Genomic DNA, 24,679 nt, shown 5'->3' on the forward strand with positions numbered 1-24,679 from the left:
CCACCCATTAAAGGCCGCCAAACATCACGGCGGTCAATACAAAATCCAGCCCCAAAACAGCAAGCGATGAATACACCACCGTGCGTGTTGTCGCACGTGAAATACCTTCAGAGGTAGGCACTAAGTCATACCCTTGGAACACCGCAATCCAGGTAACGACTACTGCAAATACAAGGCTTTTGATTATTCCATTACCAATATCATCAACAAACGAAACACTAGCCTGCATATTGCTCCAGTAAGAACCTTCAAAAACCCCCAGCCATTCCACACCAACCAAATAGCCACCCCAAATCCCCACCACGCTAAAACCAACGGTCAGAATGGGTAGCGCAATAAAACCTGCCCACAGCCTTGGCGCCACAACCCGGCGCAGTGGGTCAACGCCAATCATTTCCATGCTGGTTAACTGTTCAGTCGCCTTCATCAGGCCAATTTCCGCCGTCAACGCAGAGCCCGCGCGCCCTGCAAACAGTAGCGCAGCAACCACCGGCGCTAGCTCTCGAAGAAGCGAAAGAGCAACCATCTGGCCAAGCGCCTGCTCTGCCCCAAAGTCAACCAAAATGGTATACCCCTGTAGCGCAAGCACCATGCCTATAAACAGCCCTGACACCAGCACAATAGCCAGAGATAGCACACCGACAAAGTGCACTTGGCGCAGCCACAACGACCACCCTTCCCGAGAAGGCACCCCTACAGCCGACTGGGCAAGAAAGACACCTGCACGCCCTAGCGACTCTAAGGCATCACACCCTTTTTGCCCCAGCCGAGCAACATGCGAAATAGCATGTTTAATATTTGATTGCATTTAACGCACCTTCCCTGCGGAGGCTTGGCCTAGAATATCGCGGTAAAGTGTCTCAGCGGGATAGTGAAACGGCACCGGCCCATCTGGCTCACCATGAATAAACTGGCTTACTCGGGGATCTTGGTTCGTATCTAAGGTACTTGGCGTGCCTGAGGCTACCACCTGCCCATCGGCAATGAGGTACAGATAATCCGCAATACTGAGGGTCTCTTTGATATCGTGCGAAACGATCACTGACGTAAGCGACAGTGCCTGATTCAGCCGTTTAATTAGCTGTACAAGCACCCCCATAGAAATAGGGTCTTGCCCGACAAAAGGCTCATCATAAAGGATTAACTCTGGGTCAAGCGCTACCGCCCGTGCCAGCGCCACACGCCTTGCCATCCCCCCCGAAAGCTCAGCTGGCGACAAGTGCCTAGCCCCGCGCAAACCCACTGCCTGTAACTTAAGAAGCACTAGATCGCGTATCATAGGGTCAGGCAAGTCAGTATGCACCCGAAGCGGAAACGCTACGTTTTCAAATACATCGAGATCTGAAAACAGTGCGCCGCTCTGAAATAACATACCCATGCGCTTACGCAACGTAAACAGGGCCTTACGCGATAGGCGATGCACATCTTGACCGTCGATTAGCACTCGCCCCCGGTCAGGCGTTAATTGCCCACCAATTAGCTTTAAAAGGGTCGTCTTGCCGGTACCGCTTGGCCCCATGATGGCCGTTACCTGGCCACGCGAAATCGTCATATTGATTCCGCGAAAAATATCATGATCACCCCGCGAGAAGTACAAATCTTCAATTTCGATGAAGGGAGCATCGGTCATGGGCTGGCTGGCCTTGATGGTCGTCTTGCCGCAGCAGCAATAGTATATGCTGGCTACGCATGAGTTAGTTAAAAACAAATAATTCAAAAAAACAGCTAGTTTAAAAGAACAGACAGTTTAAAAAACACTGTTTTCGAAATATTATCGAACATCGTAACTGAACGCTACTCACAGTAACAGATGCGCTCATTGCAACCGCACTGAGGAGTAGGATACGCGCCTTACCTACAAACCGCGCCAAGATGTTATTCTTAGCGACCTACTTTTGACCGCTTATGAAAAGAGATGCCCTCATGCGCCAGCCACTATCGACACCTAGCCCACTGCGTGAAAGTGCGCTGCGCACGCTGCAAATTGAGCAAGCCGCTATCGGTGGGCTTCAGGCAAAGCTTGATGAGAGCTTTGACCACGCTTGTGAACTTATCCTTGCCTGCCAGGGCCGCGTAGTGGTAACCGGCATGGGTAAGTCCGGCCACATTGCGGGCAAGCTGGCTGCAACGTTGGCAAGCACCGGCACGCCTGCTTTTTTTGTACACCCAGGTGAAGCCAGTCACGGCGATCTCGGTATGATCACTCGCGCAGATGTTGTACTAGCCCTCTCGAACTCTGGCGAAACCGCAGAGGTCACCGCGCTGCTTCCGCTGTTGAAACGCCTAGGAACCCCCCTTGTCAGCATGACGGGGCGCCCAGGGTCCACATTAGCCAAACACGCCGATGCTCACCTTAATAGCGGCGTTGAGCGCGAAGCCTGCCCTCTCGACTTAGCACCGACTAGCTCAACCACAGCAGCACTTGCCTTGGGTGATGCCTTAGCCGTGGCATTATTAGAAGCACGTGGTTTCACCGCGGAAGATTTTGCGCTTTCACACCCAGGTGGAAGCCTCGGCAAACGCCTACTTTTGCGTGTAAAGGATTTAATGCACAACGGATCACGCCTCCCCCAAGTAGCATTAGGCAGCCCGCTACGGGACGCACTGTTGGAAATTACTCGCCAAGGGTTGGGCTTTACCTGCGTAGTCGATAGCGAAGGACGCCTTGCCGGCGTTTATACCGACGGTGACTTACGCCGAACGCTGGATCAGTTCCATGATCTACGTGACGTCCTAGTTGATGATGTGATGACACGTCCTGGAAAACGTATTGGCCCCGATGTGTTAGCGGCTGAAGCAGTACGCATCATGGAAGACAGCCGAATCACCGCACTGGCGGTCGTGGATGATCAGCAGCGCCCCATTGGCGCGCTGCATATGCATGACTTACTTGCTAGCGGTGTCATTTAATCGTTCTTTTCAAACATTAATAACGGAGGCTTCATGGCCCTACCTGACGCTCTACAAGACCGGATTCGCCGCGTAAGATTGCTTGCCATTGACGTTGACGGCGTACTTACCGATGGCCGCCTTTATTTTCAAGCTGACGGTATCGAAATCAAAGCGTTTCATACCCAAGATGGCCACGGCCTCAAACTTTTGAAGCGCGTCGGAATCCATGTTGCCTTAATTACTGGGCGTGATTCTCCCATGGTCAGCCAACGTGCTGCGTCGCTGGGCATTACCCACGTGTATCAAGGGTGCGAGGATAAACTCACTACGCTACGCGCGCTTTGCCAACGCCTAGATATCACGCTTGAGCAGGTTGCTTATTGTGGTGACGACCTACCAGACCTTGCTCCAATGAAACGTTCTGGCGTAGGCATCACCGTCCCTAATGCTCCTGATTATATGCATACCCACGCTGACTGGATCACCGATCGGCTTGGTGGCCACGGCGCTGTACGTGAAATCTGCGACACCTTATTGATGTCTCAAGGCCATTGGGATGCTGTTTTAGATACGTACCTACACGGCCAATCGTAATGCGCTTTTGGGTTAAAAAACGCATTTGGATAACCATCATGGTGCTTGCCTTAGGTGGCATACTGGTATGGTTGGATCCACGCGGCCCTCAAGACCAATCAATCGACGCTGAGGCTCGCGCTCAAGAGCCCGGCCATGTATTAGAGAATGCAGAAATCACTCTGTTTGGTGACACCGGTGCCATCCAGCAGTCGCTGACGACGCCACGCTTAGTCCATACCCCTCAAACGGCGATGACAGATGTCTTCTCCCCCAGGGCGACACTATTCGATAGCGAAGAGCGTCAATGGCTAGCGACGGCGGAGACCGGCACCCTAAATACTGACACGCAGGTGCTCACACTAGCTGGCTCAGCCCAATTACTTGCACCCGACGAGGGCTGGCAGCTGAATACAGAGTTATTACATTATGATGGCACCACCCGTCATGCTTGGAGCGATGCCGAAACCATACTTCAGCAACCGCCCCAGCGCATTGGCGCTTCACGCATGGATGTATGGCTGGATGATAGCCAGATCCGCTTAACCAATAACGTGCGCGGCGTTCACCCGCCTGCCACTCGTTCTCAGTAGGAGTCGCGATGAACGCTCTTATTCGCACGGCACTCTTCGTCATTGCGCTACCCATTTCAGCGGCAGCGCTACCGGTCATGGCACAAAGCCAAGCCCCCGTAGAAGTAGAGGCTGACCGTTTAGATCTCGATCAACGCGCAGGCACTGCTGTGTATTCAGGCAACGTCGATATTCGGCAGGGCAATATGCAACTGCGTGGAGATCGCGTTGAGATTCAGCGCAACGATGCTGGCGAGCTATCGCGCGCCGTTGCAACCGGTGGACGAGCCTATATACGCAACCAGCTCGAAGACCAAGCTAGCCCAATGGAAGGCTGGGCAAAGCGCATTATTTATCATGTTGCCGAGCGTCGGGTAGAGCTCATTGACCAAGCGGAACTGACCCAGCAAGCAGATCGCTTTGAAGGTGGACGCTTAGAGTATTTTATCGACCAAGGTGTGGTTCAGGCGCGTTCTGATGTTAGTGGTAGTGAACCACAACGTATCCGCATGACTCTTCAGCCGGAACAATAGGAGTGTCCAGTGGCGACAAATAACGCAGAGCCTGCACCTCAAACCACAGCCTCAGAATCAGCGCCGATAAAAACCCTTTATGCTCGCCACCTAGCCAAAAGCTATAAACGCCGCCGTGTCGTTAAGGATATTAACCTAGAGATATCTCAAGGCAGCGTGGTAGGGCTACTAGGCCCCAATGGCGCTGGCAAAACGACATCGTTTTATATGATTGTCGGCTTGGTAAAGTCTGATGCGGGAAAGGTTGGCATTGACGAGCTTGATTTAACCCATGCCCCCATGCACGAACGTGCAATGGCAGGTATTGGCTACTTGCCTCAGGAAGCCTCTATTTTTCGCAAACTTTCTGTCGCCGACAACATAATGGCAATCCTGGAAACTCGTAAAGAACTCGATCGTAGCGCCCGGGAGCAGCGCCTTGAGTCGCTACTGGAAGATTTTCACATCACGCACATTCGTGACAACTTCGGCATGAGTCTTTCGGGCGGAGAGCGTAGACGTGTTGAGATCGCACGCTCCCTCGCGACAGAGCCTGCCTTTATTCTGCTTGATGAGCCGTTTGCCGGCGTTGACCCGATCTCAGTGGGTGATATTAAAACGATCATTCGAGCCCTCAAAAAACGCCATATCGGCGTACTAATCACTGATCATAACGTCAGGGAAACACTAGATATTTGCGATATTGCCTACATTGTAGGTGACGGTCATATCATCGCCAGTGGCCCCCCTCAGGAAATTCTCAACAACCAGCGGGTAAGAGACGTTTATTTGGGGGCTGATTTCCGCCTGTAAACAGCCACCTGCAAAAAAAATAGTAGTGGTGGCATAGTTATTGCACTTGCACCAAGCCATAACTCGCACTAGGGTGGAGCTTTCTGATTAACGAGTGGTTCTCAGATGGTCATGAAAGCTTCTCTTCAATTGCGTATCGGTACACAGCTGACCATGACACCTCAGCTGCAGCAGGCCATCGCCCTGTTACAGCTATCAACGCTGGACCTCCGTCAAGAAATTCAGCAAGCACTTGATGCCAATCCAATGCTTGAGCAGGAAGATGAGTTCGGCGAACAGGCCGTTAGTGAACCCCAGGAAGTTGAATGGTCCGAAAGCATTCCTAACGAACTCTCAACTGACAGTGACTGGTCAGACACTTATCAAGACCTAGGTAGCCATGGTGCCAGCAGCGAGGGGCCTGACTTTGAGCGTCAAGCCGCTGGTCAAAGTTTGCATGGCCACTTACTTTGGCAACTCGCCATGACAGATTTTTCACCACGCGACCATGCCATTGCTGAAAGCCTCATCGATGCACTGGATGCCAACGGCTACCTAACTCAACCTCTCAATGACATTCGCGAAGGACTTAAAGCCCAAGGGCATGAAGGCCTTAGCCAGCGTGAAGTTGAAACAACCTTGCTGCGCCTTCAACAGTTTGAGCCCACCGGTGTATTTGCTCGCGACCTGCGGGAGTGCTTAATGCTGCAGCTCGCCTCACTACCCGAAGATACACCGCTGCTGATGCCTGCCAAGCGCTTAGTGCGTCAATTTCTTGAAGCGCTCGGTAAAGATGATGTGCGTTTGCTAAAGCGGCGGTTAAGTCTAGATGATGAGCAGCTTGATGACGTAATCCGCTTGATCCGCAGCCTGGACCCTCGCCCCGGGAGCGCCTTTGGCGACACAGATGACAGCTACGTAACGCCAGATTTAGTCGTCCGCCATGACCACGAAGGATGGCACCTGGAGCTAAACCCAGAGGCACTGCCGCGCTTGCGCATTCAACCTGACTACGCAAGCCTCATCAAACGGGCTGACAAGAGCCAAGATAACCAATTTTTAAAAGAGCATCTCCAGGAAGCGCGCTGGCTCATCAAGAGCCTTTCAAGTCGAAATGATACGCTACTGCGGGTGGGCCGAGAAATCATAGCTCGCCAGATAGGCTTTCTGGAACACGGTGAAGAAGCCATGAAACCGCTGATCTTAGCCGATATCGCAGACGCCGTTGAAATGCATGAATCTACTATTTCCAGGGTCACCACCCAGAAATATATCCATACCCCGCGCGGTGTGTTCGAACTCAAATACTTCTTTTCCAGCCAAGTAAGTGGCCAGGACGGCGGCGACAGTCACTCCAGCACCGCCATCCGGGCTCGAATCAAAAAACTGGTGCAAGATGAACCGCCCGGCAAACCGCTCTCAGACAGCCGCCTCGTGGCGCTATTGGAAGAGGGTGGCATTAATGTAGCAAGGCGAACGGTGGCCAAATATCGTGAATCAATGGGTATTCCCTCTTCAAGCGAGCGCCGCCGTTTACGCTAATAAAACAGTGCTAACGAGACAAAGTCTGTCTAGGGGCTTTGCAATAGCGCAAAAAGGGTTACAATCGAAGAACAGTCCGATGGATAAGGAGCACGTCAATGCAAGTAAATATCACTGGTCATCACGTAGATCTGACTGACGCCTTGCGTGACTATGTAAATGAGAAGCTGGAACGCGTTGAGCGCCATTATGACAATATCACCACCGTACAAGTGACCTTATCTGTTGAAAAGGAGCGTCAGCAAGCTGCCTGCACCCTGCATGCTGCAGGTGCCGATCTACACGCAGAAGCATTAGACAATGATATGTATGCTGCGATTGATGCACTAGCGGACAAAATTGACCGTCAACTCGTTAAACACAAGGAAAAAGCACAAGCTCGCGCCCAAGGCGCTGGCGTGCGTTAACTCAATGACGTTGGAAACCATACTTCCCCCGGAGCGCGTGCTGTATGACGTCCCCGGGGGCAGCAAAAAAAGGGTGCTGGAATTTTTCAGCACCTTTATTGCGCAAAACACGCCAAGCCTAGATAGCCAAGAAGTCTTCAGCCGCCTGATTGGTCGTGAGCGTTTGGGTAGCACTGGAATAGGCAACGGCGTTGCCATTCCTCACGCCCGTAGCCCTCACTGCAGCTCGCCTATCGCTGGTTTTTTAAAGTTAGCCGAGCCTGTAGATTTCGATGCTATTGATGGCGATCCCGTCGACCTTGTTTTCGTACTTTTAGTACCCGAAGAGGCGGACGACACGCACTTAGCCTTATTAGGGCAAGTGGCGTCTATCATGAACAGCGTTGACACACGTCAGCAGCTTCGTAGAACGGCTAGCCAACGTGAGCTATTGGACCTTATAACAGCAAAAATTCGTGAACAACCTGTTACTTAAATAGTCCACCGCTAGACACTGCCTACGTTTACCTCCATTTTTATTGGCATGCCAAGAGAAACTCTATGCAATTGGTGATCATTAGCGGCCGTTCAGGGTCCGGTAAATCTATCGCCTTACAAGCGTTAGAAGATCTTGGCTATTGTGCCATCGATAACTTGCCCGCCATGCTACTCGGCTCCCTGGTGGATGAGCTTCGTGAGCAAGGGGCACGCCCCCAATTAGCGGTAAGTATCGATGCGCGCAATTTACCTGCTGCACTAAAGCAACTGCCAAAAATGCTTGAATCTTTGCGTCAGAAAAGCATTCACTTCCAGGTTATCTATCTAACCACCGATGCCCGAATTCTTCTTGAGCGATACTCAGCCACGCGTCGTCGCCACCCTCTTACGCGTGATAGTGACATGACGCTTGAAGAGGCCATCAATAAAGAAGAAGAAACCCTGCTCGACATCCGTGATCTGGCTGACCTGATGATCGACACATCGCGTCTGTCGGTTCATGACCTGCGCCGCCGGATAACGGATCAGGTTGCCCAACAGCGTGAAGATAGATTAACCCTGACACTAGAGTCATTTGGCTATAAACGGGGCGTCCCACTTGACGCAGACCTCGTCTTTGACGTGCGCTGCCTACCAAATCCGTACTGGGATCCTACACTGCGCCAATACACTGGCCGTGATGCCAATATCATCCACTTTCTGAAGGGATATCCTGTCGTAGAAGAAATGCGCAATGATATCCAGACATGGCTGGAAAAGTGGCTACCCGCTTACCAAAATAGCCAACGCAGTTATATGACGATTGCGATTGGCTGTACCGGTGGGCAGCACCGCTCTGTCTTTATGGTGGAACAACTGGCGCAAATGCTGGTAAAACAAGCGGGAGAGGTTCAACTCCGTCATCGTGAGCTAGGCTTGCAGTACACCCTCAGTGAGCAGCAGCCCTCCACATCCGCGCCTTCAACAAACGCGCAATAAGCAACGCCTTTTCTTCACGACCCCACTCGGCTAAAAGGAACCAGAGTGCCAGAAAGAACCTTAACACTCACTAATCAGCGCGGCCTTCATGCTCGCGCAGCGACAAAACTCGTCAAGTGTGGCCAACAGTTTTCGGCCAACATTCACGTTTACAAACAACAACAAATGGCAGATGCGGCCAACATTATGTCGTTATTGATGCTGGCCGCCCCTTGTGGCACTGAACTTAGAGTTCATGCGGAAGGCGACGACGCCGAACAAGCACTAGAGGCGATTGAAGCGCTGTTCGACGCACGTTTTGACGAAGACCACTAACATCAGCAAAACACGTGCTAACTGAGCTGTTAGCTCAGTTGTTAGTTACCAGCGACGGTCATTGCATCAATTAGCCAGCTACCCGTGTGAATACTGCCACGGGTATCGATGTCATCACCGACGGCGACCAAGCCAGCAAACATGCTATTCAAATTACTGGCAATAGTGAATTCTTCGATAGGGTGCTGTATTTCGCCATTTTCTACCCAGAAGCCTGCCGCGCCTCGCGAATAGTCGCCAGTCACGCCGTTAACCCCCTGCCCCATTAGCTCAGTCACCCAAATGCCACGCCCCATCTGCTTCAGCAAATCATCTCGGGGCGTCAGCGGCGCTAACAAACGTAAATTGCGTGCCCCACCTGCATTACCTGTCGATTGCATGCCTAAACGCCGCGCACTGTAAGCAGACAGCATATAGCTGGCCACACTACCCTGATCAATAAAGCGATTGTTGCGAGTCTGAACGCCTTCAGCATCAAACGGCGAGCTAGCCGTCGCCCCCACCTCCATAGGCCGTTCTTCCAAACCAAACCAGCTCGGGAATAGCGGGCTACCTAAACGATCACATAAGAAAGAGGATTCGCGATAAAGCGCCCCACCTGCCAACGCCCCCATCAAGTGACCTACCAAGCCACTGGAAAGTGACGGGTCGAACAGCACCGGGAAGGTGCCTGTTGGCGGCCGTTGAGCGCCTAACCGACGTAGCGTGCGTGATGCCGCTTCGCGGCCAACCTCCGCAGGATCTCGAAGCATGGCAGGATTACGTGCCGAGGTATAATCGTAATCGCGCTGCATGCCCTTCTCATCCTGTGCAATCAGCATGCAGGAAAGTGAATGGCTACTGCCTTTCTGGGTGCCGAGGAAGCCGTGGCTGTTCGCGTAAACTCGCACTCCCTCACCACTGGATAGCGAAGCGCCTTCCGACTGATGAATTCCCGCTACATCACGCCCCGCTTGCTCACATGCCAGCGCCAAATCGATTGCTTCATCGGTCGTCAACGCCCAGGGATAATGCACTTTAAGGTCAGGTAGGTCAGTTGCCATTAGCGACGCATCTGCTAACCCTGCGGCAGGGTCCTCCCCCGTATAACGGGCAATTGCCAGGGCTTTCTCTACCGTGGCTTTAATTGACGCGCTGCTGGCATCGGTAGACGAGGCGCTGCCCTTGCGCTGCCCAACATATAGCGTAATGGCAATCCCTTGATCACGTGAAAGCTCAACAGTTTCAACTTCACCAAGACGCACGCTTATCCCAAGACCTTGATCTACACTAGCGCCTACCTCAGCAGCATCTGCGCCTAATTTTTTTGCCAGCGCAAGCGCCTCTTCAGCACGCTGGGTTAACAGTACCTGCTGGGCCGCTGCATCAAATGCTTGTGCCATTTTGGCCTCCTTTTCGCCTGAATCGCATTGGCGGATCAATGTTGTGGTCGCAGCCTGATATAATGCTGCAAACGAAACTAATTAGTGAGTTCTAGTATGCCTAAGCAACGCCCCGAGCCCTTCGATATTGATGAACAAGAAGAGCGCCCCAGTAAATCTCAGCTCAAGCGGGAAATGCATGCCCTTCAGGCGCTTGGCGAAACGCTTATCGCGATGAAACCTGCCGAGCGCGCAAAATTTCCGCTCTCTGACGACATGTTACGCGCCATAGAAGAAACCTCGCGCATCCGCTCCCATGAAGGCCGCCGTCGCCATATGCAATATGTGGGCAAGCTTATCCGCAAAGAGGACCTTACTGCCATACAGGGTGTCTTCGACGCTATCGAGCAGGAAAAAGAGCAGCGCGATCATGCCTTTCACCGGCTAGAAAAATGGCGCGACCGGTTAGTCGAAGAAGGTGACAGCGCTGTCGATCTATTTATGGCGGAATACCCTAACGCTGATCGCCAGGCAATACGACAACTGGTACGCAATGCGCGTAAAGAGCGTGAGCAAAGTAAACCGCCGACCAGCTCGCGCAAGCTGTTCAAACACTTACGCGATACGCTGGCACTCTAACCCCTGTATGTCTCAATGACTGGGTCATAAAGACTGGTTCATAAGGACTGGTTCATAAGGACTAGGTCATTAAGACCAACTCATACAGACCTAGTGATGGCAATCAAGTCACGAAGACTGGGTACCGCCGACCGTCAGCTCATCCAGCTTAAGGGTGGGCTGACCGACGCCTACCGGCACTCCCTGCCCCTCTTTGCCGCAGACACCTATTCCTGTATCCATTTCCATATCATGGCCAATCATTGAAACACGCCCCATTGCCTCAGGACCGTTGCCAATCAAGGTAGCTCCTTTAACAGGCGCAGTAATTTTGCCATCTTCAATGAGGTAGGCTTCGCTAGCGGAAAATACGAACTTACCTGATGTAATGTCGACCTGACCACCACCGAAGCTGACCGCATAGATACCGCGCTTAACGCTTTTGATAATGTCGGCGGGTTCATCCTGGCCTGCCAGCATGACAGTATTGGTCATACGCGGCATCGGCAAATGGGCAAAAGATTCACGCCGCGCATTACCCGTTGGCGCCATATTCATTAACCGTGCATTAAGCTTGTCTTGCATATAGCCAGTTAAAATACCGTCTTCAATCAGCGGCGTGTATTGCCCTGGCGTGCCTTCATCGTCCACGCTTAACGAACCACGGCAGTCAGCAACGGTAGCATCGTCGACAACCGTTACACCTTTCGCCGCAACACGTTTCCCCATCTGCCCTGCAAACGCTGAACTGCCCTTACGATTAAAATCGCCTTCAAGCCCGTGGCCCACCGCTTCATGAAGCAAAATACCTGGCCAGCCAGCGCCGAGAACAACCGGCATTTGACCAGCAGGTGCATCGACTGCCTCTAGGTTAACTAAGGCTTGGCGAACAGCTTCTTTCGCATAGCGTTCCGCTACGTTTTCATCTCGCAGCCTGGACATGGAGTAACGACCGCCGCCCCCAGCACCGCCTCGCTCTCGCCGACCATTTTTAGCCGCGATAACACTTACATTAAAACGGACTAATGGGCGGATATCTGCCGCTAAGGTGCCATCACTGGCACGTACTAACACCACTTCATAAGTGCCTGACAATGAGGCGCTCACTTGGCTAATACAGGGGTCAGCTGCACGCGCGATGCGGTCTGCTTCTTTTAACATTGCCACTTTTTCGTCAGCGGTAAGCCCCGCCAACGGATCAAGTCCTGCATAACGACCTGCAGCGCTGACAGCCACTACCGGCTGCCCAGATAGCTGCTTACCACTTCGTACAATGCCCGCTGCTGTACGGCCAGTATCCATTAGCGCATCTGCGGTAATTTGATTAGAGTAGGCAAAACCCGTCTTTTCACCTGCCAAGGAGCGCACACCAACGCCGCCATCAATGTTATAGCTGGCTTCTTTTACTTCACCATCTTCCAGCACCCACCCCTCTTGCCAAGTACGCTGGAAGTAGAGATCGGCATAATCAATACCAGCCCCCAGGGCATAAGACAGCCCAGTATCAAGGGCATCCAAATCTAGGCCACTTGGTGTCAACAAAATGGAAACAGCGGTATTTACATCGCTCTTATGTGCGGTCATTAAGGGCCTTCTAGAGTGATCTGCGGCGACGTCCATGGACCTCGCACGCGATAGTGAATAGTGGTTGCTTGATCTAACGCGCTACCAAAAAGCTGGTCCGCTACAAAAAGAGCGCCACCTACAATCGGAGCACCTACGGCTATGGCTGCGATAGGCAAGCTCTGGCTAATAGGTAGTGTGACGCCTAGTCGCTGATCAAGTTCACGTTGTATAAGATTGACGCTTCCCGTCAGGGTTAGCGTGGTAGATGGCGCTTCAATGGAAAGCGGACCGCGCAGCAGTAATTGGCCCGCGGCGACATCTGCCGTGCCATGCACCCGATCAAACGCAGTTCCTTGTCCCGTCACGTCCGAAAAATCGAAACGCAAGCGGCGCAGTATATTGTCAAAATTAAGCAGACCAACCAAGCGAGCCGGTGTTGATTCCAGCGTCACAAAGCGCCCATCACGTACATCGGTTCGAATATCGCCTTCCGCCCGACTTAATTCAAATTGCCAGGGAGCACCTGGCCACGTCAGCGCTGCGCTGACATCCGTAGAACGGCTACGCATGGCGATTGGTTGGCCTAGACGCTCTAACGCAGTGCCTACATCACCACCCTGTATCGAAACATCAGCGCGGGTATGACTATTGTTAGCGTCGCCTTCCCATACCAGTTCTCCGCGGGCAGAGAGCTGCCCCAGTGTCAGGCCGACCGGGGAAAGAGTAAAACGTTGCCCCTGGCTTTGCCAATAAGCGGTTAACGGTCCGAAACGCCCTTCCCCAACGCCAATATCAGCTAGTCTGAGCCTGCCATCCGGCAACTGGTTAAGCCATTCGGGTATAGCAGTTGGTGTGGCGTGCTGAGTTTCGACAGCATCCATCCAAGAGCCTGGTGTCGGCGCACTGCTGTCATGCGCTGCAGCAGGCACATCAAATAGCCGATCTACTTCCAACGATGAGATAGCGATATCAAGCGGCAGCGCGCTACCGGGCTGATAAGTCACTCGACCTGACACAAGATCACCGCTTAACTGCATAGCCAAGCGCTTTCCTTCAATATTGCCTGTCGCTTCTAAGCGACCAAAACACGCATCACGGAAATGCACGCAAGGCGTACTAAGCATTACTGATATTGGCGTATCCTCACTATCGCCATTCGACGAAGATGACGCCTGCATCAACGGTGACAGCGCCTCCTGCCAGTCATCAAGAGGCAACTCTTCAACCTGGGCGACAACGCTCCAACCTGGCTGTGTTGGCCAGCCACTCGGTGCGGCAGCACTGCCCAAAGCTATTACCCCCGCCAGCTCATCATGATCAAGCTGTACGCGAGCATTAACGATGTCGGCCAACTGTGTTGTTAAGCGACCACTGTCGAAGTCCGCGCTTAACCGCCATGGCCATGGCTGTTCAGCGGACTTGCTAAATGGCGCTGGCAACCTGCTTGTAATACCAAGCAAGCGGCTTTCAAGGACGATCGACGGTGATGGCTGTAGGTTGACCTGCCCACGCCACTGAGCACGCCCCTCAAACAGCTGGCGAGCTTGCTCAGCGGGAATATTGGCCAGTTGAAATAAGGTGGCGACATCAATATTCCCGCCCAAGGCAATACCGTCGTCCGGAACATTGATATCCGCTTCTATGGAATTACCTGACCACAGACCCGATACATGCCCGAGCAAAGCGTTTTTTTCGCCGTGCTGCTGCCACGTCATCTCTCCCTGAAGATCTTCTAGCGGAATGTCGACAGGCTGAAAAGCAAGCGTTGTGAAATTTGGTCGAGCATTAATCTCCAGCGCCAATGAGTCCGGCGCGCTCAGTGGTAACGATAAAGCGATGTCACCCTCAACCCGGCCCTCTGCACGAACATCGTTAAGCAGTGGCAGATCAATCTCAGGCATTGCCTGGAGAAACGCCAGCAGTGAATCACTATCACTGCTGACACTACCCGACAAATTAAGCGTCTCATCAGCCATCTTTAGCACCCCATCAGAGACGTCAATGCCTTGGCTTTCAGCATGCTGAATAACCGCCTCCAACACCTGATCCTTCCAAACCAATCTGCCCTCGATTTCCTCAAGCATGGGCCACCCAGGCGCGATGGGTAATCGCCCCTGTGTGACAGAGAGGGCCAACGTGGAGGAAATTTGGTCTGCAAACTGACTTTCTGAACCAGCCTCTTCCCCAGTAAAGGGAAAGCTAAGCTTGAGCGAGCCATTGGGAACAACACCACCTACGTCAGTTAATAGCCACTCACGAAGTTCAGGCTCAAGAGCTTTAACGGGCAGCCACTGAGAGAGCGGGTAATTAAGCGCATCAACATTTGCAAACGCAATATCAAGCCCAAACTGGCCGCCTTGTTCACTCGCAATCAGACCAAAACCGCCACTCACCTCGGCACCATCCCAATCTAGGCGTAGATCCCTACCACTGATCATGGTGCTCGGGCCGTCATACACCCACTCCACCACGCCCTCGGCATGGCTCAACAGCATGGGTGATTCAAACAATTCAGGAAAATTAAGCGAGCTGCTTCCAGCACTGTTAAACGTTACTCTGCCGCGAAAGTCTCTTGCCTGTACCCAAGCATCTAACGGGCCACCTCCTGGTGCTTGCTCCCAAGGCAGCACCGCCACATTGGTTAACGCCGCATCAACCCCCCAATGGCCTTCATGCTGACCTAAACGCAAACCTTGGACCTGGCCACGGGGTGATAGTGTTTGTAACACTCGAGTAAGCGATTCAGGCAACAAAATATAGTCGCGCCAAGCCGCCAAAGAAGCCAGTTCAAATGCGCTGGTGCGCACCTCCCATTGATCAGGCTGGTGGGATAAGTACCAATGCCGCGGTAAGGCTGGGCCACCACTTCCACCTTCTGGACGCGCCCACTCGACGTTTTCAGCATCTCCACTAAGCCAGGCTTCGCCGCCCTCACCGTCTCGCCGCCAAAGGCCATTGGCCTGAATGTTTTGCAGTACGGCGTATTGAATCTCGTGGCGCAGGGTCAACTGTGGAACATCGACAGCCAAGCGAACCTCATCTAAGCGGCCTGCATGCCAGCGACCCCACAACGTAACCTCGCCTCCCATTTGCTCTAGGGAAGGCATGCGATCGGAACGTAAAACAGCGGCTAGTGTCACTAAATGATCCAGCTGCATGTCCAATTGGAGCGCCGCTGAAAAATCACGGAAACCCTGTTCTCCAGGCTGCATCTCCACGTTCATCGCAATGGCCGGCAGCGTTTCTTGGGCTTGTGCTTCTTGGACCTCAACTTCTTGAGACCCTGCTCCTTGCGAAATCACACTTTGAGATTCTAAGATCGTGACGGCACCTTCCAAGCGCGTTCGCCGCTCATCGCCATTGAGCAGTAAGGTAGGCGCGTGCAAGGTGACGGCCTGCTGGCTTCCATGCAGCACCAGACGAGTATTATCTACCCACAATCGCTGGCGAAGAATAAGACCTGCCCAGGCGTCCAATGCCGCTAAATCAACAGTGGGCTCCTGAGACATAACAATCGGCAGCTCTGCTGGTGCCGGCCAACCCCAAGCAGCGTCTCCCTGCTGATATAGATGAAATTCAAGGCCTGTGATGCGCGCATCATTAAACACGGGTGCAATGCTTCTCAATGTCGCCCAACCATCAAGCCGCAAATGTGCACTTTCAAGGGATACTAATTGCTGCCCGTCAGGCGTCGCTGAATGCACGCCCTCCAATTGCAACACAAGATCGTTACGCGCCAACGACAGCGATAGGTGCTCGATAGTAACGGGCACCCCCACACGGGCCTCTAATAACGCTTCTATTTTCGGTGTTAGCAGACTGGATTGGCTAATTAATAAGCGCGCCAACAATAGAAAGACAGCAAGGCCGCCTAGTAACGAGGCGATCATTACTAGGCACCATCGAGAGAATAAACGTAACGCTATCATTACATTAGTACGATGTCGTACTGTTCTTGGGAGTAGTGTTGCTCTACCTGAAATCGAATGGTTTTATTAATAAACGTTTCCAGGTCGGCAACCGCCGCAGACTCTTCGTCCAACAGTCTGTCAACCACCGGTTGAGAAGCAAGCACCATATATGTTTCGGCACTGTAGGCACGCTCTTCGCGCAATATCTCACGAAAAATCTCGTAACAAACAGTTTCAGGCGTTTTCAACGTCCCGCGCCCACTGCATGTTGGGCAAGCTTCGCACAAGGTTTGCTCCAGGCTTTCCCGCGTGCGTTTACGGGTCAACTGCACTAAGCCCAGCTCAGTCACCCCGGTGCACTTCGTCTTCGCATGATCACGCTCAAGCGCTTTCTCAAGCACGCGTAACACTTGGCGCTGATGCTCTACATCCACCATATCGATAAAGTCGATAATGATGATGCCGCCAAGGTTGCGTAGCCTTAGCTGACGGGCAATCGCAGTCGCCGCTTCCAGGTTGGTTTTAAAAATCGTCTCTTCAAGATTACGGTGACCGACATAACCACCGGTATTAACATCGATCGTGGTCATCGCTTCTGTCGGATCGATAACCAGATAGCCACCAGACTTCAACTGAACCTTGCGACCTAGTGCTTTTTGAATTTCATCTTCAACGCTATACAAATCAAAAATGGGTCGCTCGCCTGGATAATACTCGATACGATCTACCGCATCTGGCATAAATTCTTCAGCGAACTCGACCAGTTTGATAAAGTTCTCGCGGGAATCGATGCGCACTTTTTCAATATCATCGCGCATGACATCCCGTAATGTACGCATAAACAACGGCAGGTCATCGTAGATCACACTAGGCGACGCCGCCGTTATTTTACGCTCACTGACTTTGCGCCAAATACGCAGCAGGAAGTACATGTCACCCGCCAGCTCTTCATCACCAACCCCTTCTGCCGCAGTGCGCACGATGAAGCCACCGGCTACCTCGATGGTCTGCTCGTCAATTCCCTTATCTAGCAGCGCTTTTAAACGCTCCCGCTCTCGCTCATCTTCAATGCGCTGAGACACGCCATGGTGGGGAGAGTCAGGCATATAGACAAGATAACGTGACGGAATCGAGAGATGGGTAGTGAGCCTGGCACCCTTGGTGCCAATGGGGTCTTTGGTCACCTGAACGACAAGCGCCTGACCTTCATGTAGCAACTGACCAATAGTCTGCTGCTCATCATTAGGCGTCCCTGATGGCATTACCTCATGGGCATGAATAAACGCCGCGCGCTCAAGGCCAATATCAACAAAAGCAGCCTGCATACCAGGCAGTACACGCACTACTTTGCCTTTGTAGATATTACCTACAATGCCGCGCCTACGTGAGCGTTCAATGAGCGCCTCTTGTAAGACACCATTTTCCACCAGCGCAACGCGAGTCTCCATTGGCGTTAAATTGATGAGGACTTCACCGCTCATGCAAAATTCCTTATTGAGTCACAGTATCCTTGCCAACACGGCAGGCGGCGAAATGGCGGTTATCTCTGCTGATAGCAGCCCGACCAGATTGGCACCCCTTGCTGGCACAACAAGCGTGTTGTTTCATAGAGTGGCAGCCCCACGACTGCTGAATGGCTACCCTTAATTTCTTCAACAAACACAGCGGCTAAACCTTGGATGGCGTATCCTCCGGCTTTGTCTACTGGCTCACCGGTTTGCCAATAGTCAGCTATTTCCTGCTGACTGATTACGCGCATCTTGACGACCGTTGTCACACAACAAGAGAGTACACCCTTGGGGCCAGCCACAGCGACCGCTGTTAATACATTATGACGACGCCCAGACAGCTTCTTAAGCATAACGGCTGCATCATGCTCATCAATTGGCTTGCCCAATATCTGATCATCAATTACCACAGCCGTATCTGAACCCAGCACAGGAAGGGCTGTTCTTGAAACAGCCGCTTGCGCTTTCGCACTCGCCAAGCGCTCCACATAAGCTTGCGCAGATTCACCCTTGAGCGGCGTTTCATCTACATCACTTGGCATGACCTCGACCGCCACACCTATCGATGCTAACAACGCCTTACGTCTGGGAGATGCCGAGGCAAGGCATAACACAGGCGACGATGCAGAACGTGAACTATCCATTACAGCAACTCCAGCAGCTTATCAAACGCTAGCTAAACGCTGTTCGAGCGCTTTAAGCATGGTAGACCACCAGGGCCACAGAACAGCACTGATCAGTGATGGAATCAAAAAAGACAAATGGATTGAAAAATCCCCCGTCAGCGTGCGTAACCACTGCTCAATCAACTGCACCAAGCCTAATAAGACCAGCACGAGAACAGACTGCTGTACTAAAGAGTAAGCGCGAAAGCGGGGGTAAACCAGGGCGCATAAGAAGGCCAACAGCGACAATATCAGAGCATGCTGACCTAACGCGGTACCTTCGATCAAATCCATCAGAATGCCGATAACAAAGCCATGAAAAACACCCACTCTATCCGGCGTTCGCATGCACCAGTAAATCAGCATTAGCCCTATCCACTCAGGACGGTAGACTTGCCACCCTTCAGCTAAAGGCATCACTTGCAAGCACAATGCAAGGACAAGCGTAAACCATACAAAGATAAGCGATACGACCGGCGTCTTAGCCATTACTGCACCTCTCGTGCAGCATCCTGCTGCAAACCAATACGCTGGGCAGCGTGCAGTGCAGCGGCTGAAATATCCATACCCTCTCCCCAAATAGTATCCTCTATCTCTTCACGGGGCGGCGGGAACAACAATAGGAAGTGACGTGAACGCTGCAACTGAGCAGAGGGCTCTGCGGTCACTTGAGCGAAAGGCTGACCTGGGTCGTGGTAAACGTCGGTGACCCTAGCAACGGGATGGCCTGGCGGGAAGCGTCCTGCCAACCCTGACGTGGTCAGCAGATCACCTTCACGAATGTCTGCTGTATCCGGCACATGCAAAACATTCACGCTTCCGTAACGACCAGCTCCCTGCACAATAAATCGCAGGCCATTACGATTCACTTGAACGGGCAATGCATGGCTCGCATCAGCCAGTAACAGAACGCGGCTTGAGTACGCCGACACAGCAGTCACTTGCCCCACCAAGCCAAAAGCATCAATCACCGGCTGACCGACATAAGCACCATTTCGATGCCCCCGGTCAACCACCATCTGATGACTAAAAGGATCATTATCTAGCGACAGTAGCTCAGCAGTTATGTACGGAATATCTCTACGCTGAGCTGCCTTCAGAAGATCACGTAATTCGGCATTCTCCGCGGTTAGATTCGCCAACCGCTGACCACGATGTGAAAGCGTCAAAATTTGCTCACGCAGGCGACGATTCTCATCGACGAGCGCTTGCTGGTCAGAAAGCGCAAGCGCCCCCCAGTTAAGCAGATCGCTAGGCACGCTAACGACCCACTGAATTGGGGCAACAATCATCGTCATTTGGGCGCGCACATCTTCCATGCGGGTAAATCGCTGGTCGGCAAACATTAAAATGCTTGCCAATAGCACACAGAAGAATAGCCGATACCCTGGCAATGACGCGTGCGAAAATAGCGGTTTAATAGGCAATCCCCCGCGATAAACCGCTACGATCAGTCGCTCGACAGCAACTCGAAGGTATGCTGATCAATCATTTCCAGTGCCTTGCCGCCACCGCGGGCCACACAGGTGAGCGGATCTTCAGCCACAATCACCGGCAAGCCTGTCTCTTCAGCGATTAATTTATCGAGATCACGCAACAGTGCGCCACCTCCTGTCAGCACCAAGCCACGCTCAGCGATATCGGAAGCCAACTCAGGTGGTGATTGCTCAAGAGCACTCTTGACCGCTGCCACAATAGATCCCAAGGTTTCTTGAAGCGCTTCGAGAATCTCATGGGAGTTCAGTGTGAAACTACGCGGTATGCCTTCCGCTAGGTTACGTCCACGCACATCAATTTCACGCAGTTCGCCCCCGGGATAAGCACAACCGATCTCTTCTTTGATTCGCTCAGCGGTGGCTTCACCAATCAAGCTGCCGTAGTGACGACGCACATACGCAGTGATGGCCTCGTCAAAGCGGTCACCACCGACACGAATAGATTCTGAATAAACCACGCCGTTGAGCGAAATAATGGCAATCTCGGTAGTACCACCACCGATATCAACCACCATTGAGCCCTGCGCTTCTTCAACCGGAAGCCCGGCACCAATTGCGGCGGCCATCGGCTCTTCGATTAAAAACACTTCACGAGCACCAGCACCTTCCGCCGACTCGCGAATAGCGCGCCGCTCAACCTGCGTTGACATGCAGGGAACGCACACCAAAACGCGAGGACTGGGCGTTAAGAAGGTGCTTTGATGCACTTTACGAATAAAGTGCTGAAGCATCTGCTCTGTCACGGTGAAGTCGGCAATAACACCATCTTTCATCGGGCGGATGGCGGTAATATTGCCTGGCGTGCGACCGAGCATACGTTTGGCGTCGGTGCCAACCGATGCCACGCTGCGCATGTTGCCAGACTGGCGGATAGCGACTACGGACGGTTCATCGAGAACGATGCCACGACCGCGTACATAAATCAGTGTGTTGGCCGTACCCAAGTCGATCGACAGATCGCTGGAAAACAGCCCCCTCAAACGTTTGAACATGGATGTTGTTACCTAGTGCAGACCGGGAACCCTGTGCGGATGCAAACGGTATCACCGCTACCCCTTGGCAGCAAGCACGAGTCGTGCCTAATACTGCCCGTTAGGGCCAATATGTGGTACCTTTTGCGGCTATTTTCTACGTCTGCTACACAAGACGAATTTAAGATGACCGTATGTATACCGCTGAACGCGGAATATGTTCCATCACGTTTGCGAGGAAAATTCGATCATGGCGCTTGAAGAATCTCATGTGCGCCGGGCCGCACACTTGGCCCGACTCGCCGTTAGCGATGACCAAGCCAGTGGTTTTGTCGACGATCTAAGCCGCATCCTGGACATGGTCGACCAGCTACAAAGCCTGGACACCGATGGCGTTGCGCCGCTTGCGCACCCGCTGGATGCCACACAGCGGCTGCGAGCCGACGAAGTCACGGAAACTAATCAGCGCGACGCTTTCCAGCGCTGTGCTCCGGCAGTAGAAAATGGCCTGTATCTCGTACCCCGCGTGGTGGAGTAGCCAGATTACCACGCACAGGCCGCTATTTTCTGCTCTTTCTATTCGCCCCCGAACGGAGCTTCCGGGTCATGCATGATAAAACCGTAACGCAGCTTGCCGCCGCCCTGAAAAGCGGTGAGCTTTCCAGCCGAGAGCTGACTTCACACTTTTTACAGCGTATCGAGCAAGCTGATGGCGCGCTCAATAGCTTTATTACTGTCACCGCCGAGCAAGCACTTGATCAGGCAGAAGCTGCCGACAATGCGCGTGCTGCAGGCAAGGCTGGCAAGCTAACAGGCATTCCCTTCGCACTGAAAGATATCTTTTGTACTCAAGGGGTGAAAACCAGCTGCGGTTCGAAAATGCTCGATAATTTTATCGCGCCTTACAATGCCACCGTGGTAGAAAAACTTAACGCAGCGGGCACCATTAGCCTGGGCAAAACCAACATGGACGAGTTCGCTATGGGCTCTTCCAACGAAAATAGCTATTTTGGCGCGGTCAAAAACCCCTGGGACCTTACTGCGGTTCCCGGTGGCAGCTCAGGTGGCAGTGCCGCCGCAGTAGCAGCAGGCCTTGTCCCTGCTGCGATGGGCACAGATACCGGCGGCTCTATTCGCCAACCCGCGGCATTTTGCGGCATTACCGGCTTGAAGCCTACGTATGGCCGCGTTTCTCGCTATGGCATTATTGCCTATGCGTCTAGCCTCGATCAGGCTGGCCCTATGGCGAAAAGTGCTGAAGACTGCGCGCACCTGCTCAATGTTATTGCTGGCCATGATGTACGTGATTCCACCAGCGTTGCCCGCGGCGTTCCCGACTACACAGAAACGCTCAATGCACCGCTTTCTGGCCTCAAAATCGGCCTGCCAAAGGAGTACTTTGGTGATGGTTTAGACGCTGACGTCGAAAAAGCGGTCCGCGAGGCAGTGAAAGTATATGAATCATTAGGAGCGACCGTACGCGAAGTGAGCCTGCCGCATACCCACTATGCGATTCCGGCTTATTACGTTATCGCCCCCGCAGAGGCGTCCTCGAATCTCTCCCGCTATGATGGCGTGCGCTTCGGGCATCGCTGCGATGCACCGGCTGATCTTATTGATCTCTACACGCGGTCTCGTGCGGAAGGCTTCGGCGATGAGGTGAAGCGGCGCATCCTGATTGGCACACACACGCTTTCTGAAGGCTTTTTTGACGCCTACTACACCAAAGCGCAGAAAGTGCGTCGTTTGATTCGACAGGACTTCCTGGACGCCTTTGAAGACGTAGACGTACTGATGGGGCCCGCATCGCCAACGCCCGCGTTTGATCTTGGCGCTAAGAAAGATCCGGTGTCCATGTATCTACAGGACATTTACACCATCGCCGTTAACCTAGCCGGCATTCCTGGCATCAGTGTTCCTGCAGGCTTTTCCAATGGCCGTCCGGTTGGCCTGCAGATCCTGGGTACCCACTTTGCAGAAGCACAGCTGCTAAACGTGGCTCACCAGTTCCAGCAAGCCACTGATTGGCACTTACAACGCCCTGCTTTTGCCGAGGAGAACGCCTAATGCAATGGGAAACCGTGATTGGGCTGGAAGTACACGTTCAGCTCGCAACTCGTTCGAAAATTTTCTCCGGCGCTTCCACCGCTTTTGGTGCAGAACCGAACACTCAAGCCTGTGCTGTTGACCTTGGCTTACCCGGCGTTCTGCCTGTGCTGAACGAGCAGGCCGTTGCCATGGCCGTTCAATTTGGGCTTGCGGTACACGCCGACATTCCTGAAGTATCGGTGTTCGACCGTAAAAACTACTTCTATCCCGATTTGCCCAAGGGCTACCAAACCAGCCAGATGTATCATCCGATCGTCGGCGCAGGTGATGTTGAAATCACCCTAGATGACGAATCGACCAAGCGTATTCGTATTCATCACGCCCATCTTGAAGAAGACGCTGGCAAGTCGCTGCACGAAGACTTCCATGGCATGACGGGCATCGACCTTAACCGGGCGGGCACACCGCTACTGGAAATCGTCTCTGAACCGGATATGCGCAGCGCAAAAGAGGCCGCCGCGTATCTCAAAGCGATTCACTCTATTGTGACCTATTTGGGCATTTCCGACGGCAATATGGCGGAAGGCTCAATGCGCTGCGATGTTAACGTTTCAGTGCGCCCTAAAGGCCAAGAAGCCTTCGGTACTCGCGCGGAAATCAAAAACGTCAACTCGTTCCGCTTTGTTGAGCGCGCGATTGCTTATGAGGTCGAGCGCCAGATTGAGCTGATCGAAGACGGTGGCAAGGTCGTGCAGGAAACCCGCCTGTTTGATCCTGAGCGCGATGAAACCCGCAGTATGCGTACCAAAGAGGAAGCTAACGACTATCGCTACTTCCCCTGCCCGGATCTGTTACCCGTGGTGTTAGATCAAGCTTACCTTGATCATCTTCGCAGCCAGTTGCCAGAACTTCCTGCCGACAAACGGGCGCGTTTCCAGAGTGAGCTAGGCTTATCGGTCTATGATGCCCACGTACTGTCTGCTAGCCGAGAAATGGCCGAGTTTTTCGAAGAAGTACAACAAGTGTGCGGCGATGCTAAACAAGCCGCTAACTGGGTACAAGGGGAGCTTTCGGGTGCGCTTAACCGTGAGAACCTAAGCATTCAGAACAGCCCGGTTTCCGCAAAACAGCTCGGCGAGCTGATTAGTCGCGTACTGGATGACACCATTAACGGCAAAGCCGCTAAGCAAGTCTTCCAAGCACTGTGGAATGGACAAGGCGATAGCGCCGACGCCGTCATTGACGCAAAAGGCTTGAAGCAAGTAACGGATACTGGCGCGATCGAAGCGATGATTGACCAGGTTATCGCAGAGAGCCCGGCTCAGGTTGCTCAATATCGTGATTCTGAGCCAGAGAAACGCGGCAAGATGATTGGTTACTTCGTTGGCCAAGTCATGAAGGCATCTCGCGGCACGGCGAATCCGCAGCAAGTTAATGGCTTGTTAAAAGAGAAGCTGGACGCATTGCTGTAACG

General features: G+C 52.9%; 24 protein-coding genes. 14 read left to right on the forward strand and 10 right to left on the reverse strand.

Annotated features, from left to right (window positions below; translation table 11 throughout):
- Positions 1-7: 7 nt before the first annotated feature.
- Both mlaE and INT21_RS12895 read right to left on the reverse strand, forming a co-directional pair.
- Positions 8-808 carry a lipid asymmetry maintenance ABC transporter permease subunit MlaE gene (gene mlaE / locus INT21_RS12890; protein WP_089037702.1) on the reverse strand — a complete coding sequence of 267 codons (801 nt, stop codon included), beginning with the start codon at positions 806-808 and terminating at the stop codon, positions 8-10.
- The gene (locus INT21_RS12895; protein WP_089037701.1) at positions 809-1,630 is read right to left on the reverse strand and encodes an ABC transporter ATP-binding protein; all 822 of its coding nucleotides are present in this window, start codon (positions 1,628-1,630) and stop codon (positions 809-811) included.
- Between the two features lie 293 nt (positions 1,631-1,923).
- Between INT21_RS12895 and INT21_RS12900 the strand changes: the two genes are divergently transcribed.
- The 10 genes from INT21_RS12900 to INT21_RS12945 all read left to right on the forward strand — a co-directional run bounded on the left by INT21_RS12900 (position 1,924) and on the right by INT21_RS12945 (position 9,060).
- Positions 1,924-2,910, forward strand: a complete 987-nt coding sequence (locus tag INT21_RS12900) for a KpsF/GutQ family sugar-phosphate isomerase (RefSeq protein WP_083005806.1) — start codon at positions 1,924-1,926, stop codon at positions 2,908-2,910.
- A gap of 33 nt (positions 2,911-2,943) precedes the next feature.
- Positions 2,944-3,486, forward strand: a complete 543-nt coding sequence (locus tag INT21_RS12905; RefSeq protein ID WP_193061293.1) for a KdsC family phosphatase — start codon at positions 2,944-2,946, stop codon at positions 3,484-3,486.
- Entirely contained in the window at positions 3,486-4,058 is a 573-nt protein-coding gene (gene lptC / locus INT21_RS12910) for an LPS export ABC transporter periplasmic protein LptC (RefSeq protein ID WP_193061292.1), read from the forward strand. The genes INT21_RS12905 and lptC overlap by 1 nt, the downstream gene beginning before the upstream one ends.
- A gap of 8 nt (positions 4,059-4,066) precedes the next feature.
- On the forward strand, positions 4,067-4,570 hold the full coding sequence (gene lptA / locus INT21_RS12915) for a lipopolysaccharide transport periplasmic protein LptA (protein ID WP_089037699.1): 504 nt from the start codon (positions 4,067-4,069) through the stop codon (positions 4,568-4,570).
- 66 nt (positions 4,571-4,636) lie between these two features.
- Positions 4,637-5,362: an LPS export ABC transporter ATP-binding protein gene (gene lptB / locus INT21_RS12920; RefSeq protein ID WP_193061384.1), complete on the forward strand. Its 726-nt coding sequence runs from the start codon at positions 4,637-4,639 to the stop codon at positions 5,360-5,362.
- Positions 5,363-5,467: 105 nt separating this feature from the next.
- On the forward strand, positions 5,468-6,883 hold the full coding sequence (locus tag INT21_RS12925; RefSeq protein WP_193061291.1) for an RNA polymerase factor sigma-54: 1,416 nt from the start codon (positions 5,468-5,470) through the stop codon (positions 6,881-6,883).
- A gap of 98 nt (positions 6,884-6,981) precedes the next feature.
- The gene (gene hpf / locus INT21_RS12930) at positions 6,982-7,290 is read left to right on the forward strand and encodes a ribosome hibernation-promoting factor, HPF/YfiA family (protein ID WP_009721972.1); all 309 of its coding nucleotides are present in this window, start codon (positions 6,982-6,984) and stop codon (positions 7,288-7,290) included.
- A 4-nt stretch (positions 7,291-7,294) separates the two neighbouring features.
- Entirely contained in the window at positions 7,295-7,765 is a 471-nt protein-coding gene (locus INT21_RS12935) for a PTS sugar transporter subunit IIA (protein WP_193061290.1), read from the forward strand.
- A gap of 65 nt (positions 7,766-7,830) precedes the next feature.
- Positions 7,831-8,745: an RNase adapter RapZ gene (gene rapZ, locus INT21_RS12940; protein WP_193061289.1), complete on the forward strand. Its 915-nt coding sequence runs from the start codon at positions 7,831-7,833 to the stop codon at positions 8,743-8,745.
- Positions 8,746-8,790: 45 nt separating this feature from the next.
- A complete protein-coding gene (locus INT21_RS12945) occupies positions 8,791-9,060 on the forward strand; it encodes an HPr family phosphocarrier protein (RefSeq protein ID WP_193061288.1) in 270 nt (89 codons plus the stop codon).
- Between the two features lie 41 nt (positions 9,061-9,101).
- Here INT21_RS12945 and pmbA read toward each other — a convergent pair whose 3' ends face one another.
- Positions 9,102-10,442 carry a metalloprotease PmbA gene (gene pmbA, locus INT21_RS12950; protein WP_193061287.1) on the reverse strand — a complete coding sequence of 447 codons (1,341 nt, stop codon included), beginning with the start codon at positions 10,440-10,442 and terminating at the stop codon, positions 9,102-9,104.
- A 96-nt stretch (positions 10,443-10,538) separates the two neighbouring features.
- On the opposite strand from pmbA, the gene yjgA reads away from it, so the two are divergent.
- The gene (gene yjgA / locus INT21_RS12955) at positions 10,539-11,060 is read left to right on the forward strand and encodes a ribosome biogenesis factor YjgA (protein ID WP_089037693.1); all 522 of its coding nucleotides are present in this window, start codon (positions 10,539-10,541) and stop codon (positions 11,058-11,060) included.
- 108 nt (positions 11,061-11,168) lie between these two features.
- Here the strand turns inward: yjgA and tldD are convergent, their stop codons facing one another.
- The 7 genes from tldD to INT21_RS12990 are packed head-to-tail and all read right to left on the reverse strand — an operon-like array spanning position 11,169 to position 21,177.
- Positions 11,169-12,623, reverse strand: coding sequence for a metalloprotease TldD (gene tldD, locus INT21_RS12960; RefSeq protein WP_193061286.1), 1,455 nt, complete (start codon positions 12,621-12,623; stop codon positions 11,169-11,171).
- A complete protein-coding gene (locus tag INT21_RS12965) occupies positions 12,623-16,495 on the reverse strand; it encodes a YhdP family phospholipid transporter (protein WP_193061285.1) in 3,873 nt (1,290 codons plus the stop codon). Before INT21_RS12965 ends, tldD begins: the two co-directional genes overlap by 1 nt.
- Before the next feature lie 38 nt (positions 16,496-16,533).
- Entirely contained in the window at positions 16,534-17,997 is a 1,464-nt protein-coding gene (gene rng, locus INT21_RS12970) for a ribonuclease G (protein ID WP_193061284.1), read from the reverse strand.
- 59 nt (positions 17,998-18,056) lie between these two features.
- Entirely contained in the window at positions 18,057-18,668 is a 612-nt protein-coding gene (locus INT21_RS12975) for a Maf family protein (RefSeq protein WP_193061283.1), read from the reverse strand.
- A gap of 21 nt (positions 18,669-18,689) precedes the next feature.
- Positions 18,690-19,178 carry a rod shape-determining protein MreD gene (gene mreD / locus INT21_RS12980; protein ID WP_038485544.1) on the reverse strand — a complete coding sequence of 163 codons (489 nt, stop codon included), beginning with the start codon at positions 19,176-19,178 and terminating at the stop codon, positions 18,690-18,692.
- Complete coding sequence (gene mreC, locus INT21_RS12985; protein ID WP_193061282.1) at positions 19,178-20,116, reverse strand: rod shape-determining protein MreC; 939 nt, start codon at positions 20,114-20,116, stop codon at positions 19,178-19,180. The genes mreD and mreC overlap by 1 nt, the downstream gene beginning before the upstream one ends.
- A 23-nt stretch (positions 20,117-20,139) precedes the next feature.
- A complete protein-coding gene (locus INT21_RS12990) occupies positions 20,140-21,177 on the reverse strand; it encodes a rod shape-determining protein (protein ID WP_009721960.1) in 1,038 nt (345 codons plus the stop codon).
- Positions 21,178-21,406: 229 nt separating this feature from the next.
- Between INT21_RS12990 and gatC the strand changes: the two genes are divergently transcribed.
- The 3 genes from gatC (at position 21,407) to gatB (ending at position 24,677) form a co-directional block, all read left to right on the forward strand.
- Entirely contained in the window at positions 21,407-21,694 is a 288-nt protein-coding gene (gene gatC / locus INT21_RS12995) for an Asp-tRNA(Asn)/Glu-tRNA(Gln) amidotransferase subunit GatC (protein ID WP_083005849.1), read from the forward strand.
- Between the two features lie 68 nt (positions 21,695-21,762).
- Positions 21,763-23,223 (forward strand): Asp-tRNA(Asn)/Glu-tRNA(Gln) amidotransferase subunit GatA, encoded by a 1,461-nt coding sequence (gene gatA / locus INT21_RS13000; RefSeq protein WP_193061281.1) that lies wholly within the window; start codon positions 21,763-21,765, stop codon positions 23,221-23,223.
- Positions 23,223-24,677, forward strand: a complete 1,455-nt coding sequence (gene gatB, locus INT21_RS13005; protein ID WP_193061280.1) for an Asp-tRNA(Asn)/Glu-tRNA(Gln) amidotransferase subunit GatB — start codon at positions 23,223-23,225, stop codon at positions 24,675-24,677. Before gatA ends, gatB begins: the two co-directional genes overlap by 1 nt.
- Positions 24,678-24,679: the final 2 nt, after the last annotated feature.

This window comes from Halomonas sp. 3F2F, from assembly GCF_014897805.1.
In the GTDB taxonomy this organism is placed as follows: Bacteria; Pseudomonadota; Gammaproteobacteria; order Pseudomonadales; family Halomonadaceae; genus Vreelandella.